At 35.0% G+C, this 15,682-nt stretch carries 18 protein-coding genes; 5 read left to right on the forward strand and 13 right to left on the reverse strand.

Features of this window, described 5'->3' with window-relative positions:
- Window positions 1-190: 190 nt before the first annotated feature.
- Together colA and NST14_RS17455 are read right to left on the reverse strand one after the other, a co-directional pair.
- Window positions 191-3,106 carry a collagenase ColA gene (gene colA, locus NST14_RS17450; RefSeq protein WP_229142858.1) on the reverse strand — a complete coding sequence of 972 codons (2,916 nt, stop codon included), beginning with the start codon at window positions 3,104-3,106 and terminating at the stop codon, window positions 191-193.
- Between the two features lie 202 nt (window positions 3,107-3,308).
- Window positions 3,309-3,986, reverse strand: a complete 678-nt coding sequence (locus tag NST14_RS17455; RefSeq protein WP_000115697.1) for an MgtC/SapB family protein — start codon at window positions 3,984-3,986, stop codon at window positions 3,309-3,311.
- A 292-nt stretch (window positions 3,987-4,278) separates the two neighbouring features.
- Between NST14_RS17455 and NST14_RS17460 the strand changes: the two genes are divergently transcribed.
- Both NST14_RS17460 and NST14_RS17465 read left to right on the forward strand, forming a co-directional pair.
- Window positions 4,279-4,797, forward strand: a complete 519-nt coding sequence (locus NST14_RS17460) for a GNAT family N-acetyltransferase (protein ID WP_061131701.1) — start codon at window positions 4,279-4,281, stop codon at window positions 4,795-4,797.
- Complete coding sequence (locus NST14_RS17465; RefSeq protein ID WP_000978258.1) at window positions 4,794-5,711, forward strand: hypothetical protein; 918 nt, start codon at window positions 4,794-4,796, stop codon at window positions 5,709-5,711. Before NST14_RS17460 ends, NST14_RS17465 begins: the two co-directional genes overlap by 4 nt.
- 21 nt (window positions 5,712-5,732) lie before the next feature.
- Here the strand turns inward: NST14_RS17465 and NST14_RS17470 are convergent, their stop codons facing one another.
- Together NST14_RS17470 and NST14_RS17475 are read right to left on the reverse strand one after the other, a co-directional pair.
- On the reverse strand, window positions 5,733-6,641 hold the full coding sequence (locus tag NST14_RS17470) for a VOC family protein (protein WP_229142859.1): 909 nt from the start codon (window positions 6,639-6,641) through the stop codon (window positions 5,733-5,735).
- Window positions 6,642-6,830: 189 nt separating this feature from the next.
- Entirely contained in the window at window positions 6,831-7,742 is a 912-nt protein-coding gene (locus NST14_RS17475; protein ID WP_000488988.1) for a VanW family protein, read from the reverse strand.
- 361 nt (window positions 7,743-8,103) lie between these two features.
- On the opposite strand from NST14_RS17475, the gene NST14_RS17480 reads away from it, so the two are divergent.
- Window positions 8,104-8,445, forward strand: coding sequence for a hypothetical protein (locus NST14_RS17480; protein ID WP_001997954.1), 342 nt, complete (start codon window positions 8,104-8,106; stop codon window positions 8,443-8,445).
- 117 nt (window positions 8,446-8,562) lie between these two features.
- Window positions 8,563-9,654: a DUF3900 domain-containing protein gene (locus tag NST14_RS17485; RefSeq protein ID WP_000345047.1), complete on the forward strand. Its 1,092-nt coding sequence runs from the start codon at window positions 8,563-8,565 to the stop codon at window positions 9,652-9,654.
- Window positions 9,655-9,893: 239 nt separating this feature from the next.
- Here NST14_RS17485 and NST14_RS17490 read toward each other — a convergent pair whose 3' ends face one another.
- The 9 genes from NST14_RS17490 to NST14_RS17530 form a co-directional block, all read right to left on the reverse strand.
- Window positions 9,894-10,241 (reverse strand): hypothetical protein, encoded by a 348-nt coding sequence (locus tag NST14_RS17490; protein WP_000566117.1) that lies wholly within the window; start codon window positions 10,239-10,241, stop codon window positions 9,894-9,896.
- Window positions 10,242-10,278: 37 nt separating this feature from the next.
- On the reverse strand, window positions 10,279-10,440 hold the full coding sequence (locus NST14_RS17495) for a hypothetical protein (RefSeq protein ID WP_000387292.1): 162 nt from the start codon (window positions 10,438-10,440) through the stop codon (window positions 10,279-10,281).
- 177 nt (window positions 10,441-10,617) lie between these two features.
- Complete coding sequence (locus tag NST14_RS17500) at window positions 10,618-11,463, reverse strand: exonuclease (RefSeq protein WP_229142860.1); 846 nt, start codon at window positions 11,461-11,463, stop codon at window positions 10,618-10,620.
- Window positions 11,464-11,652: 189 nt separating this feature from the next.
- The gene (cspB, locus tag NST14_RS17505) at window positions 11,653-11,853 is read right to left on the reverse strand and encodes a cold shock-like protein CspB (RefSeq protein WP_001179150.1); all 201 of its coding nucleotides are present in this window, start codon (window positions 11,851-11,853) and stop codon (window positions 11,653-11,655) included.
- Window positions 11,854-12,068: 215 nt separating this feature from the next.
- Window positions 12,069-12,968, reverse strand: coding sequence for a WD40/YVTN/BNR-like repeat-containing protein (locus NST14_RS17510; RefSeq protein ID WP_000449508.1), 900 nt, complete (start codon window positions 12,966-12,968; stop codon window positions 12,069-12,071).
- Between the two features lie 16 nt (window positions 12,969-12,984).
- On the reverse strand, window positions 12,985-13,428 hold the full coding sequence (locus NST14_RS17515; RefSeq protein WP_001062756.1) for a flavodoxin: 444 nt from the start codon (window positions 13,426-13,428) through the stop codon (window positions 12,985-12,987).
- Between the two features lie 138 nt (window positions 13,429-13,566).
- The gene (locus tag NST14_RS17520) at window positions 13,567-14,187 is read right to left on the reverse strand and encodes an acetate uptake transporter (RefSeq protein ID WP_000070938.1); all 621 of its coding nucleotides are present in this window, start codon (window positions 14,185-14,187) and stop codon (window positions 13,567-13,569) included.
- An 86-nt stretch (window positions 14,188-14,273) separates the two neighbouring features.
- Complete coding sequence (locus NST14_RS17525; protein WP_000197779.1) at window positions 14,274-14,669, reverse strand: NUDIX hydrolase; 396 nt, start codon at window positions 14,667-14,669, stop codon at window positions 14,274-14,276.
- Complete coding sequence (locus tag NST14_RS17530; protein WP_001268357.1) at window positions 14,666-15,007, reverse strand: ASCH domain-containing protein; 342 nt, start codon at window positions 15,005-15,007, stop codon at window positions 14,666-14,668. Before NST14_RS17530 ends, NST14_RS17525 begins: the two co-directional genes overlap by 4 nt.
- A 110-nt stretch (window positions 15,008-15,117) precedes the next feature.
- On the opposite strand from NST14_RS17530, the gene NST14_RS17535 reads away from it, so the two are divergent.
- Window positions 15,118-15,675 (forward strand): CatB-related O-acetyltransferase, encoded by a 558-nt coding sequence (locus NST14_RS17535; protein WP_000966320.1) that lies wholly within the window; start codon window positions 15,118-15,120, stop codon window positions 15,673-15,675.
- Window positions 15,676-15,682 lie beyond the last annotated feature (7 nt).

Raw genomic sequence — 15,682 nt, forward strand, 5'->3', positions numbered from 1 at the left:
AATTTCCGCGTTTCGTCGGCAGAACCCCTTATATGGAATCTTGTACAATACCGTATTGAAATTAAATATGCCTAAATGGACTGCACATATGGTAGCTACGTTATTTTCTCTTGGTAGTGCCTATCAAGCTTTTGTAAATTTTTTTGTATAACACGCAACAAAAAGGTCGCCACTTACGGCGACCTTTTTACTATTTCACTTCTACCGTATAATTCCCTGTTCCCCCGCCATACTGATACACATGTAAATAATATTTCCCTGGATACGTGTAGTAACTTCCTACTAACTTATTTCCTTCTTGCTGGGCATACGTAACGTAATTATTTAAATCTGCTTCCGAATAAAGAACCCAGTTTACTCCAATATTATTTTCCTTCGTTACATTAATTTGCAGGTTTTTCGCCGTTTCCACATTTATTTCAAAGTAATCACTCGTATCACCGTTTCCTAAACTAGCACGTAAAACTTGATTGAATTGCAGTTTATTTGCTGTCTGGAATGAGTTATTCGGCTCTTTTTCTACACTATTATCTTCTTTCTTTTGAACCGTTACATTCGTTGTAGCAGTATTCTTTAATCCTTTGTCATCTGTTACTGTTAATTTTGCCGTATATGTTCCTTCTTTTGTGTATACATGAGTCGGATTTTGTTCATTACTTACAGTACCATCACCAAACTCCCATTTATAAGCAACAATTTTTCCATCTTCATCTTTCGATCCATCGCTTTTAAACGAAATTGCTTCATTTACATTTCCACTATAGGGCCCATTTATAACCGCAACTGGCACTTTATTCACAGCACCTTCTTCTGTATTAATACCATGGAATACAACATCATACTCAAATTGTCCTGCTGCATTCACACGGTAATTTATGAAATAAGCTGTTACTGTTTTATAGCCTGTCCATTCTTTCGCACTTAAACGTTTTAACGTATCATTTACGTTTTGTGTAATTGATTTCCAGTCTTCATATTCTCCTTTTGCAGTCGTACCTGTATATGTTCCTTGTAGTGTAAATGTATGAAAGAACTGTGATTTGTTTTTCTTAACTGATACATTACTTAATTTTGCTTCTGCTGTAATTTCTGCTGCAATATCTGAAACTGGTTTCGGTGCGTGCGTCGCTAAATAATCATCTGATACTAATGGAACATTATATTTCTCACGGTTATCTACTAACATTTGCATATAGTCTTGATACTCTTTATTTAAATTCGCATCTTTACTTAAAGCAGAGCGGTATGCATCATATGCTGTTACATCATTTTTCCTAATAAGATCATGAATTTTGTCAAACATATCATATCTCTTATTGTACATGTACGATTGTAAAGCGAAGGAATAATTATAGAAATCCCACGTTCCATATTTTGCGTTTAACGTTCTCTCTGCTGTATAACGTTCTGCTGGATTTGAAGATATGCCTCCTATAATACTCTTTCTCGGTACAACATTATCTGTTCTCGTTGCACCTGCAAAAAACTCCGCATTCCCTTCTTCAAACCAAGATAATCTCTCATTCTCATACATCTTCCCTTGTCCCCAAAGTCCTGGCACTTCATATCTACCTTGTAAATAATGCGTGAACTCATGTCGGAACAATTCTTCCAAACTATAAATGCTTTCTTCTGGCGTACGTTCATAAGTAAAGAACGTACCTGTTCCTTCTATATAAAGACCGCCGTTATTCGTTTCATATCCGTATAATTGACGGTTAAATTGATATTCAGCTGGGCTATTATAAATAACCATCGTTAATACATCATCAGGGTTTCCTTTTTCTAACGGCTGGTCACTTTCAACCGTACGATGGAATTGTGCCTTCACTTCTTTTGCCGCCCAATATAGACGTTTTACTTTTTCCTCAGTCACCTTATCTCCAGCTTTTAACACAATTGCTCCATCATCGAACGTATACGTTTTCGGTAAATATTTTTTCTTACCATCTTCTCTTATTTGATCTAGATCAACCACTTTACCATTCGCATCTTTCCCGCCATAATTCGTCGCAATTTGCTCAGCAGCTACGAAATATTGCTCACTTAAATACGGATAGATTTTTATGGCATCTGTTACAACTTGTAACCCTTTCGTTTCTGTACTATGGAACGTACCAAGTCTACCTGTATAATAAATACCATTATTAATTAACCAACCATTTTTCGCTGTCACCGTTCCAATTAAGGCAAAACGACTTAATTCATTAATATAGCTATCAATTTTTTGATACCATATTGTATCTTTCGGTGCTTTTCTCGTATCGTACAAATACGATTGAATATCGTAATCAACACCTTGCATAATATCGTAAATCGCATTTCCAGCTGAAAGATTATCTACCAATGTAGAAAAATTATCATTATATTGTTTAAAAATCTTTGCAGCTGATGTGATCGTTTCCACATCACTTGAAGCATTCCCAATTAATTTTCCATATGATGAGACAACTCTATTTTGTTCTAACGTACCGAGTTTAAAATTCGGGTTATTCGCAATCCTTTTTAGTGCAGGTAAGCATTTATCATGATAGCTTCGCTCATTTAGTTTACTTAATTCTGTATGATAAAATCCTAAATAAAAACCAGATCGTAACACCTCTACTAAAGTCTCAATCCCTTTTGAATCATCTTTCGTATAAGCTTGTCCTTGCTGGTTCAATTTATCAATAATTGCCTGCATTCTACTATCATTTTGATAGAATGCAAGACTATCCTTATTAAACTGAAATAGCCCAGTAATTTGCTCCCAATCAATTGTTACAAGTAAGTCCACTAACTGCTGATTGCTCAATTGATTTAATTCAGCAATTGTATACGTTTTCGCTACAGCTAATTGCTTACTTTCCTTTTTCACTTCAGGCGGTCTTTGTGACAAATCAGCAAATTGTAGCCTTTTCTCAAAAGACTTATTTTCCAACACTTTTGATGAATGAGCTAATTCTTGCACTGGTAATTGTAAACCAATCGGCTCCATTTTGAGCACATTCCGATATGAAACTTGCTCTCCCTTTGTACCTTCTGCCAATGCGTCCCCTTGAAAACTCCCTAACATGAAACTAGCAAAACTTACCCCTACTAACACTTTTTTTGAATAGCCTTTCATGCTCTCCCCTACCTTACATTTTTTAGTGTACCGCACCATTATTTTACTATTTTCACTTTTTATACTGTATTGAGAAAAAATAAGGTAACGTTCACACATGTATCCATACCATGCAAAATTAACACTTGACTTTATGTGCGTTTTATATCAAAAAAAGATAGATAATAGCGAAATTCCCGCTACATCTATCCTCGTTTTCAAACTATGATTTTAACTTTATGAATGTAACTTCTGGTAATGTTTGCATATGCTGAATAAACTCATTCTTTTCTTCTGACGATATGTTTTTCAGTTGCATCCCTACCTTATAAACAATTTCTATCCCTTGCTGTGAAGCTTCCACTTCATATGAAAGTATTGGAATGCCTTTCATATGAAGTGTTTCTAATATTTGTTGTACTGCTTCACGTTTATTTATACACATTTGCACCATTATATTTTGCGGAAATAAAAATTGCACCTTAAAAATACGACTTACAATCTCTAAACCAATTAAAACAAGAATCGTCGCTCCAATTCCTACTACATACATACCAGCACCAATTGCTAATCCAATTCCTGCTGTAGCCCATAAACCAGCTGCTGTCGTTAATCCTTTCACCGCCTGCTTTTGAATAATAATTGTACCTGCACCTAAAAAACCTACTCCACTAACAACTTGCGCTGCAATACGACTCGGATCTAGTGCCATATGATCTTCATTCATAATATCTGAAAAAGCATATTTCGAAACGACCATTATTAAAGCACTTCCTACCGCTACTAGGAAATGTGTTTTTAAGCCCGCTTCTTTTGATCGAATTTCCCTTTCAATACCGATTATTGCTCCTAACAAACCAGCAACACCGATTCGTATAATGAAATCAATATTTACACTCACGAGCCCTTCCCCCTTTCATTCATTATAGATAGATAAAATAAAAATTATCACACACATCCATGTATCGATATGAAGGAATTTTACTAAAATACACTTAATACCTAGGCCATTTTATGTTAATATTTTAAATATTAACATAAAATAAATAACTTCTAATTTTAAACATCCACTCATTTTCTTGAAAAAACAAAGGTGGATAACATGAAATGAGGTTGAGAAAATCAAGAAAACGTTTTCATTTCATGTCGTGATTTTTTTATACATACTACATAAATAAAGGAGCTTACTCACAATGAACGTCTCTTTGCTTACACCTACTACCGATTTACAAGACGAATACTTAGATTTTTATAACGAATGGAAAGATAGCGGTGAAACGATGATTCCGTGGGTTATTTCAAAAGACCCTTCTAACTTCCCCGCTATGGTGCAAGAACTACTCGATGCACATAACGGAGTAAACCTTCCTGAATCTTGGGTACCAGACTCTACATATTGGCTCGTTACAGATAATAATAGAATTGTAGGAACTGTTAATATACGCCATAGTTTAACCGAACACTTATTTAACGCTGGCGGTCATATCGGTTATGGCATTCGCCCTTCTGAAAGAAGAAAAGGTTATGCTACGAAATTACTAGCATTATCACTGGAAAAAGCGAAGCAATTAAACATCACGAAAGCACTGATCGTTTGCGATGAAGTAAATACTGCTTCAGAAAAAACAATTTTACATAACGGCGGGCTTCGTGATGAGGATTTCATTGAGGAAGATGGGAATGTAGTAAGACGTTTTTGGATTGAGCTATGATGAAGTCCTCCAATGAAAATAATCTTGTTATAGAGAAGTATAGTAAAAATAATGAGCTACAAGTAAAACAACTTATTGATTTATACAATGAAGAATCGTACGTATTTCACTTATTACGAGATAATAAAACAAAATGTGCGTATGTTGCCTACTATAAAAAAGATGTAGTAGGCATCTTTTTCACCTGGGGCAGTAACTTCCATCCATACTGCACATACTTTCGAATATATACGAATCCTTTCTATGCAGAGCTACACATTGAAGAATTTTTATTAAACGAGATTCAAAAGCGAGAAAACTTTAAACTCCCATTACAAACCTCTATATGGGAAACATCAGCTCATTTAAAAACGTTTTTTGAAGAACATAATTTTACGGAAATTCGAAGAACATATATGCCGATATTAGACTTACAAAAAATAGTTTCTATCGATATAGTCCCTAATTCAAATTATCATGTACAAACTTTATCGAACATCGTATCAAATAATAATTTATTAGAAAAACTAGCCTACTTAGTAAAAGAAAATTATGAGCAAACCCACCTAGCAAATCCCGTTGCCTCATTCCCACTACAAACTTGGCAAGAGATGATTTTAGCTGATGACGTACTACTAGATGGGAGCTTTCTCATTATAAATGAAGAGCATCAAATTATGGCATACTCTTTCCTCCATACATCAGAAAAGGATAATACGGTAGAACTAGGATGGTGCGGAACTCACACGAAAGACGATTTATCCTTACTGAAACTGCTCGTTTTCGAACAATTTATGTATGCAAATAAACACGGCTATTCTTTCATTCAAGGTGAATTCGATTCAACAAGTATATATGCAATGGAGATATTAAAATCCGTTCCTTTCAATCCTTGTGCTACCTGGATTACGTATCAAAAAGAAGTCGGAAGGTAATTATACACCTTCCGACTTCTTTTATGCTGTTTCTATTTCAAACTGTACTGTAATACCACTCGGGTCTACTACAGTAAATCCAGTTAAAATCTCATTTATTCCATGTTGTTTTTCTATTAATCTTTCTTTCACTTCATCTAATGCTTCTTTATGCGGTAATACAATCGTATATACCTTAAGTCCAGTTGCATGTGCTGGTGAATGCGGGTTATTTACTCCGTTCCACGTATTTGCGCCTATATGGTGATGATATCCTCCTGCAGAAATGAATAAGCAGTCATCTTCACGTTGGTGCACTTCAAAGCCTACTGTATCTACATAAAAGTCATGTGACTCTTCTACATTAGCTATTCGTAAATGTACATGTCCAACGACAGTATTAGCAGGTAATCCATCGAACTCATAATCAACAAGCGTTGCTAGTTCTTTTAAATCAAGCGGGGTACTTCCTCCTGGCCCTTCTCCCCATTGATCGCGCGGACGATCCGCATAAATTTCAATACCATTTCCCTCTAAGTCTTGTAAATAAAACGCTTCGCTATACGTATGATCGCTTGCGCTATTAAACCTTGAAATTGGTAAAATTTCATTTGAATATGTATAACGTCCCTCTTGCTCAGCCGGACTATCAATTACATTCTTATTACGAATCACACCAAATAATGCCGACGCAAAAGCCTCACGAGTCGGAACCAAAAAGGCTACATGATATATACCAGTCGTACGCGGCTCTTGCAGTACCCCGTCCTCTAACTTTTCAAGAACAAGTAATGTATTCTTTCCACCTTTTCCAGATAAATATGCTTTATTCCCCTCTTGCTTAATTACTTCTAAGCCTACAACATTCTCATAAAAGGAAATTTGACGTTCTAAATCTATCACCTTAAATTCAACATGACCAATACGTGTTTTCGGATGAATCTGTACCATAAATAACTCCATCTCCTTATCCCAATATTCTTCCATTACATATAACCGTTACTATGAAGGATACAACTAAAATCATCCTATGTAAATAAGAAAAGTCAGAATTTACACTTATTTTTATGTTCATAATAAAAAGTCACCTCTTCTAACTTTCAGAAAAGGTGACTTTACAAAAATAGTCTGTTCTAATTCTTATCGCATTTTATGTACTTCAGCAACTAACTTTCCGCCCTGAATGCCCATATAAAGCTTCACAGGTGCATCATTCGTATTTTCAAACACTAAGTCTAAGTATGGATATGCAATTGTAGCATCTCTTCCTTGTGGAACGTAACCTACCGTTTTAGAATGTGTTGTTCTCTCTACCATTTTCAAACCAGCTTGATCTGCCGCATTGTATAATGTTGATGATGTTTGACAAACACCACCGCCATATCCATCTACTAATTTACCATCTACAATTTCTTTTCCTAATTGATATCCTTTATCTGGCGTTGTATCACCAATTAATGCATTGAAAGAGAAACGGTCTCCTTTTGCTAATACAACTCCATTTATGCTCGCTGCTGACAAACGAATATTTTCAATACGGCCACCTGTTGAGCCACCTAAATTCGTTTCATATCTACCAATTACCGTACCACTTCCTTGCGCATCACTTAATGTTGCAGTAGGCTTCTTCTCAACAATAGGTAATTGATAGGAAGAATCCCACATACCTACGTTTAATAATTTATCTACTAATTCTTTTTCCATTAATTCATAAGAAGGTTTCCCTTCTTGCCAACTTCCATCAGATCCTAGACGTGAAGGGACCATCTTTTTGTCAACATTTTTCCCAACTTCCCTAGCAACCTTCTCAACTGATTTTTTAAATTTCGCTTCATCTTCAAAATAACCTAGACTCGACAAATCTAACTTTTTTACTTCCGTACCTGTACGCCCATCTACTAAACTAATAGAATCCTGTACTTCTGCTTTAGCCTCTACCGTGTGGCCACCAATATCACTTACTAATGCAACATCACTTACTTTTGTACCACAGCCACTCACTACAGCTACACATAAAACCCCAACTAATATACCCTTTACTTTACGGAACAATATACTCTCCCCTTTTCCCCAATACTACTTTTATGTATTATTTCATTTTTATGTATGTTTTGTTACAATCATTTTACAATATATTTATAAATTGTTACAAGTTATTTTTTACTCTATATAAATTACTCTTTTCTTTTCCAAATGTCTATATATATTTACATAAAAGTTTGAGTTTGATAGAATTGTAACCTTTACGTAACCTCTCCCTATTATCCAGTATATACCATAAAACGAACGAAATACAAATGTAAAACTCCATATTCGTATTTATAAAAAACATCCTGTGAACATAAATAGGTATTTGCCGTGCCACACTCCGCTTTTACACATACATTATGGTGAATTAACCTATTTTAAAGAAATGGAGGATGTTTTTATGTACCCCTACAATCCATACGATCCATATAACCAAACTGGTTATCAACCTCAATATGATTTACAAGCACAATACCAACAATATATAGATCCAGTAGAACAAGTTAATCCATATGATCAAACTCGACAATTCCAACTTCCAATCTCTTTTCCTGGTGCTGGAAACCGTCAATTAGAAAGACGAGTAAATGAGCTTGAACAAAGAGTACGTCAATTAGAAAACACGGTTGAACGTCATACACGTAGATTAAACCGCTTAAACCAACGTTTACGTACAGTAGAAAACAGACTGAACATTCCATTTTCAGCATTAGAAGACGGATTTTAATTTCGGAAATAAAAAATATATGAAGGAAGGGGGCTTCCCCTTCCTTATATAAATTGACGAAAGTTTTTTCCATCTCTATACTGATAAGAGTTAATGAAATGAAACAAGGTGATAAATATGGATTTTGAAATAAATTATCTTTCCTTTTATGTTGTACAAGTAGAAGGAAAAGGTGAAGCTGTTGATAAACGCTACAAACATTTTCAAACATTAGACGCTGAAGAGTATGAAGATAGCTCCTTAAAAGAATTTTTGAATGGAGAATTATTAAAAATTTCAAAGAGAAAAGTAGAACGTCATGCGAAAACAGAGCAAGCTCCGACAAAGATCGGTCGCTTTATTGTAGAAGAAGGGCACGAACTTGATTCAAATCCTCATTACAACTTATTTAATCGCATCCGCTTTGCAGAAACGAAGGAAAACTTCAAAGATATGAGCGAACCTCTCGTTTATACATATCTTGACACAAGTGCTGTACGCGGTGGTGTATTTTTAATTGCGCAAGCTAAACTACGCAAATACTTTGATGATCCATTCGTTTTCGTTATGAAATGTGACTTTGAGCCGAAAGTCGCTTCCATTTCCGATGAATCCACACTAATTCGTAACGTTGAAATGGCCATCACAACAAAAAATATGAAATCTATCCAATATCCGTACATGCCCGAAGAAGGTATGGTCGAAGTGGGCGAGCTAAAGATTCACCAAGCATCACACGCCCGTTACTTTGAAGACTTCTTAAAATTCGTCGAATACGAACGCTCTATGCCTGAAATTATGAAAACACAAGTAATGGACATGGTATACGACCAAATTGAAGATGTATTTGAAGAAGGTACGGAAGAGCGCGAACAGTTCGACCAAGCAATGGAAGTATGGGCTGCCAGTCCGAAACGCGAAATTATGGAACAATTTTCAACCGAAGAAGTAATGGAAGCTACCGCTCAAATCGTCGAGCATGCGCCTGAAGTGGAATTGAAGCTAAAAGCGGATCATATCTCTGTGAAAGCCCTACTTGCTGATTTCGGGGATCAAATACATATCGCAAAGGTAAATGACCGATACGTATTAATGATTGAGGCTGATACACTTACATTTGAGAAAGGCTTCTCTCCTATTGAATTTCTGAAGCCAGACGAGTTGCAAGACGTAATTGAACGGATTGAGAATAAGCAGCAGTATTCTTATGATCCGAACGGGATTGAATAAACCATTCTATATCCCTATTTTTACAGAGCACTATTAACAAACGATCTTTTATTTGTGACACATTTGAAAGTTATGTAAAAAACCGATTCTACTAAGAATCGGTTTTTCTGCTTTATAATAAAATATGCTTATTTTTGATCCAAGAGGACATTTGTCACAGGATTCAGTAGATTTGTTTTTTGGTGTACAAGTGTATTTCCATTAGAGTAGTCACTATGTATATTGGTAAAATGAAATTTTCACTTTACTACCTCAAATTTATTGTACTCGTAAAAAGATAATTGAAAACGATATTTTGGATGCTCTCTCACCCAATCGTAAGCTTCTTCTAAAATATCCATTTTGTTTTGCAAGTCATTCAATTCACTACATTCGTTCCTTTTCTGTTTGCATAGCGGACAGAATCCATTCACTATTTCAATACTCGTCGCCCTAATCGTTTTCCTTTCTAAATCAACTACTAGACGAAGAATAAGAGAATGTTCGTCTTTTGTAGTCACCGTCATTTCAGCAATCCCATCCTCATTCCAAAAGACTCCGTTTAATTCCATCTGTACGGTAACATCGTTAATATCCAAGTCTATCACTATCACACCTCCCATATATATATATAAGACTCTTAGCTTACTCTTCTATTTTAATCTTTAATACACCACGATTTAAAGATATATTAAGCCTTTTCCAATTCTTCTTCTGTGCTATGAAAGGAAGTGTAATTACCGCTAATAGCGTGGTAAATATTATCCCAAAAACTAAAACTGTTACAATGTTAAAGATTGCTTCCATTCAACTTTACCCTCTTTCATTTCTATGGGCTCTAATTTTATGAATATATTAAAAAATTTCTTACCACACCTTAAATTTCAAAGTAGCACAACAAATCAATTCCTATTTATATGAATACTTTATTCGTCCATCAATACAATGACAGTAAATTTATGTAGCTAGAAATAGAGAAGAATGTCATTTAACCTCTGCATTCTTCTCCATCTCAGCCAAATACCTAATCTGCCTTTCCGCTTTTCGAACCGCCGTACGAAAATGTTTTTTCAGAAGTTCTATTGTTGGTTCACTTATATAATATCTTTCCGTTATACTTTCCCACGTGTCGCTACTTTCAAATGTACTCCAAACGAAAGGACGCTCAGTATTTTTTCTCATTTCTTTAAATACCCATTTTCGCATCTTTTTTTTCGCTTTTTCTGTTAGTTTTCCGTCCTTTACAAGCTCGAGTTCACCATGTCTTTTATATCTTTTAGTAATATCTCTCTCACTATATGCTTTAAGAAGTATGTTCGCTGTATTCTCAGCATCCGCTAAAGCACGGTGCTGCTTCCCTTCCCATATTAAACCGAGCTGTTCTACTGCAGATTGTAAACTTGGTGTATGCTCAAACAATTCTTCATACGCTTGAAAAACAAATTTTTGTAAATCAATTCTTCTTTCTTTTTCCATACAAGGGCATTCTACAGCATGTAACGTACAATCATGAGATAGAAATCGATAATCTTCTTTTCCCCATGTAACAAATATAGAATCTTCTCCGATAAACTGAATAAATCTCTCTATAATTTGCGGAAATTTCTCTACATTCATTAAATCTTTCTTTGTAATTCCCGTTAATTTTGTCGTATGACGAGTAAGTCGTGCACCGGGTTTTACTAACTCCGAAAATTCTCCAATTATCTTCATTGTACTTGCTTCTATTTTTACAGCTCCGATATCAACTATCTCTGACGGATCTTCTGATTTATATGGCCTAAAATTTCTCTCTATATCAAACACAATAAAATGTGTAGCGTTTTTCAATTTATTTACCTCTTTCTACATTCCTTTTCACACACATACTTTATTTTCAGTATTTATTTATTCATACACTTTATGCATGTAATACTTCATCTAAAAAACGAAAATTCAATCTCATTATGCTATGTACATAGGAGGTTCTTCAATTAAAACGCAAAAAAAAAGAAGGGCAAGCCCTTCTTTCTTCCACAATTACTTCTTGTTAACGTTTGTAGCTTGAGGTCCACGGTTACCTTGTTCTACTTCGAAAGTAACTTCTTGACCTTCTTCTAAAGTTTTGAAACCTTCGCCTTGGATAGCTGAGAAATGAACGAATACGTCTTCTCCGCCTTCAACTTCGATGAATCCGAAACCTTTTTCTGAGTTAAACCATTTTACTTTACCGTTTTGCATGTAAAAAATCCTCCTACAATGTACCTATATGTACATATTCATTTTCAACCACTTTACAAAAATAAGTCAGACATTAAAAAAACTGCAACTCTGAGGAGATTTAACATTGCTATCCTCCTCGGAAGTTACAGCTCATTTAAATCTCTATATTATTAAAAGTAAAATGGTTTAAATATAATATATCATATCAATATAATAAAAGCAAAGTTTTTTTGCTATACAATTTTTTTCTTCCACTGCATCGCTTTTGATTCACCTGATCCCGCTACAAAATAGGCTTCTTTTTGGTTCACAATGCGCCAGCCATGCCCTTTAACTGAATCACATACTGTTACAATTCCTTCTTCTAAAAGTACACGACAAACAGTACTAATCCCAGCCTTATTTTGCGTTGACGTTGTATATAACACATGTTGATCTACACTTAAGTCTAAATAGCTACTTGCTTTTTGCTCACTTTGACATGTGTGCCAATATGGTTTTTCACTCTCAATACTTTCATTTATTTTACAAAAAGAAATATTCCCGCTAATGCCTTTGCATGATCCACTGGCTGCTACTAAATAAGAGTTGTGTAAAGTCAACGCTGAGATCATTTGATTCATCACGATTTTAATCCTCTTTAATTTAAGTGTCTCCAAATTAAAGAGCCAAACACCACCATATTTAGCATGTATTTTCGTACCGATAAATAAGTAATGTTTATATAAAAACAACGATCGAATAGATGGTGCTCCGCCACCATATTCAAGAAATGGATGAATGGTTTCCCATGTCGAACCAAAATCATTCGAATGATACAACGTTTTATCTCCATGAGCAATGACAGTTCCTTCTATATTACTACATACATTCCAACTCGTTGCCTTTGTTGGAAAACGTTGAACCGTCCAATTCTCTCCACCATTCATACTACGAATAAAAATTCCTTCGTCACCTACACCATACACTACATTATCTTCGCTATGTAAATCCCTAATTCGTTTTTGAAAACCATTTAAAATTTGTTTCCATTCTCCGTCTTGTTCAATAAATAAACCATTATATGTAGTAGCTAACATAAGCTTTCCATCTCTTAACTTTGTAATAGCGGTCGCACTTAACATTGTCTCCACGTTGACACTCCCATTCTTAGAACTTCTCAGCAAATGCAATTGCAAAATTACTGCATTTTTCAACATCCTCTTCATCTTCTGGAGCTAGTTCGATTTTCAACCCTTCTTGTACAAGCTCTGCACCGCGCTCTACAAGTCTTTCTTCAAATATCGTTACCGCTTCACAAAATAGTTCATACGCCGTATCACCTGATCCGAATACCGCTACTTTCTTCCCTGATAAATCTATATTTTCTAAGTCATCATGGAAATCTTCCGCTTCAAATGGTAATTCCCCATCTCCCCACGTATAAGATCCTAAAATGATTCCATCATAAGCTAATAATTCTTCAGCATCCATGCCTTCCATTTCTTGCAATACTACTTCATGATCAAAAGCATCTAAACTAACTTTAATTAAATCAGCAATACTCTCTGTATTTCCTGACATACTTGCATAAGCTATTAAAATTTTCGCCACTTTGGCATCCCCCTCTTTCAATAAATGATTCTCATTCTCATTATATTAATAATGAGAATCAATTTCAATTGTATTTTTTATTTTTATTTATTCCATATAAAAAAGCACAGATGACTATACAATCATCTGTGCTTTTTATTACTTTTTAAAAATACCAAACGGCTTTCCAACTGGTAAAACAACTTTACCAAAGTGTGTGTTTAACACTGCTGCTGCTGAACCATAGAAAGATAATAATGAAATAAGAAGTTCAGAATATGCTGCTAAATTATGCATTGCATGCGGCATAACACCTAAAGTACTTAATGAAAGACCGATAAATAAGAAATCAATAAGGACGAAAATCATAAATAATACTTTATGTGTTTCCATTGCACCAATTGTCATAAAGATTGTGAAAATTAAATATCCGATAAAGGCTACACCAAGTTGTTTTGAATCTGCAGCTTGTGCTAATTTTTCGCCAAATACTCCAAGTTGAATTAACCAAGTCATTCCAACACCTAGCCAAAATAGACCGTATGCACCGAATGCTGTTGTACCGAATGTATTGTTATGCTTTGCATCGTGAATGCAAGCAAAGATTTGTGCAAATCCTCCTAAAAAGATTGCCCATGGTAATACTAGTGAAACGCCATCTGTTAAGCCTAACTTTTGAGATGATGCTACAAGTGTTACCATCGCTAATCCAAATAGACCGATTCCAGATGGATCTGCTGTTGTCATTTTCACATGATGTGTAGTTGTTTGATTGCTCATATAAACCTCCTGATTATAAACATACTCGAATACAATACTTAAATCAGAAGACTATGTCAATGGTTTTTTTTGTATGTTGTCAGACCTTATATTTTATAATGTTCTAATATACTTTCAACCACTTCATACGGTTTTATATTCACTTTTTCCAACTCATATATCGGCAACCATAACGGAATATAAATCCCTCTATCTTTCATTTCGAATTCTTCAGCTTTACCACTTCCAAAAACTCCACCTACAATATCGGCATTAAAATAATACTCCGTACCCTTATACTCCACCTTTGCAATTAGATGCTCCACTTTTATATGTACCCCTAATTCTTCAAAAATTTCTCGCTTTGTTGCTTCTTCAGGTGTTTCTCCTTCTTCAATTCCTCCACCTGGAAAAACATAGTACGTTTCATCTTCTTGGATACGTTTTATAAGAGCAATTTTCCCTTCCTGCACAATGATAGCTGCGCCGCGATTTCTTGTCATTTTATTACCTCAATACCGATCGCAACTGTTCCCCACTTTTGTTCTTGTTCTTTCGTATATATTTTGTATGTACTTTCTAACATTTCCTCTAAACTATCATTTCCACAATCCAATAATTTTTTATCAATTTGTTCGTACATTGCTTGAAAGTTTTTATATCGTTTTATCTCCGTTACTTTTACAGCCATCGTTGCTGCTGTCGTAAGGTTCGTAAATACAATATGATCGCCTTGTTTTATGAGTTGACGCTTTTTATCGTATAAGCGCACTTCATACACTTTTTTTCCTGATTGAATTGACTGAAAAGGTTTATTATATAATCCCATTTCATATCTCATACATTCCACTCCCATTTATTTATTTTACCTATTAACACTGGTCACCTTACTACACCTTGCATATAATATTCCACGCTTATTTCTTGATTGAGAAAGAAGGTTGAAGAATCATGTTATATTTAAATCAAAAACCTGAATATAGTAAGTATGATATCGGTGATTATACTTATAGTAAAGTAGGTCCAACTATTTTTTCTTGGAATGATGAAACGAAATTAAAAATAGGTAAGTTTTGTTCATTAGGAGAAGAAGTTGTTTTCATACTTGGCGGAGAACATCGCGCGGACTGGATAACGACTTATCCATTTAACGCTCTTTTCAGCGAAGGAGCCCATATTACTGGTCACCCCTCTTCAAAAGGTGATATTGTAGTCGGCAATGATGTATGGATTGGTTATCAATCCTGCATTTTATCTGGTGTTACGATTGGTAACGGTGCCATTATTGGCGCAAAGAGTGTTGTTACAAAGGATGTACCGCCATATGCAATTGTAGCTGGTAATCCTGCAAAATTTGTTCGATATCGTTTCCCACAAGAAACAATTGACAAACTAGAAAATATCTCATGGTGGGACTGGGACATTTCTGTTATAAAAGGAGCTATTCCATTTCTACTCTCCGACAAAATTGATGAATTTTTCAGCTCACCCGAAAAAGAATCTACTTGATTCATAC

The sequence above is a fragment of the Bacillus sp. FSL W8-0519 genome (assembly GCF_038005585.1).
Classification (GTDB): Bacteria; Bacillota; Bacilli; order Bacillales; family Bacillaceae_G; genus Bacillus_A; species Bacillus_A paranthracis.

Coding starts and splice junctions, on each gene's coding strand:
- colA (WP_229142858.1), bottom strand. CDS start 3,106: ATGAAAGGCTATTCAAAAAAAGTGTTAGTAGGGGTAAGTTTTGCTAGT.
- NST14_RS17460 (WP_061131701.1), top strand. CDS start 4,279: ATGAACGTCTCTTTGCTTACACCTACTACCGATTTACAAGACGAATAC.
- NST14_RS17465 (WP_000978258.1), top strand. CDS start 4,794: ATGATGAAGTCCTCCAATGAAAATAATCTTGTTATAGAGAAGTATAGT.
- NST14_RS17470 (WP_229142859.1), bottom strand. CDS start 6,641: ATGGTACAGATTCATCCGAAAACACGTATTGGTCATGTTGAATTTAAG.
- NST14_RS17480 (WP_001997954.1), top strand. CDS start 8,104: ATGGAGGATGTTTTTATGTACCCCTACAATCCATACGATCCATATAAC.
- NST14_RS17485 (WP_000345047.1), top strand. CDS start 8,563: ATGGATTTTGAAATAAATTATCTTTCCTTTTATGTTGTACAAGTAGAA.
- NST14_RS17495 (WP_000387292.1), bottom strand. CDS start 10,440: ATGGAAGCAATCTTTAACATTGTAACAGTTTTAGTTTTTGGGATAATA.
- cspB (WP_001179150.1), bottom strand. CDS start 11,853: ATGCAAAACGGTAAAGTAAAATGGTTTAACTCAGAAAAAGGTTTCGGA.
- NST14_RS17520 (WP_000070938.1), bottom strand. CDS start 14,187: ATGAGCAATCAAACAACTACACATCATGTGAAAATGACAACAGCAGAT.
- NST14_RS17525 (WP_000197779.1), bottom strand. CDS start 14,669: ATGACAAGAAATCGCGGCGCAGCTATCATTGTGCAGGAAGGGAAAATT.
- NST14_RS17530 (WP_001268357.1), bottom strand. CDS start 15,007: ATGAGATATGAAATGGGATTATATAATAAACCTTTTCAGTCAATTCAA.
- NST14_RS17535 (WP_000966320.1), top strand. CDS start 15,118: ATGTTATATTTAAATCAAAAACCTGAATATAGTAAGTATGATATCGGT.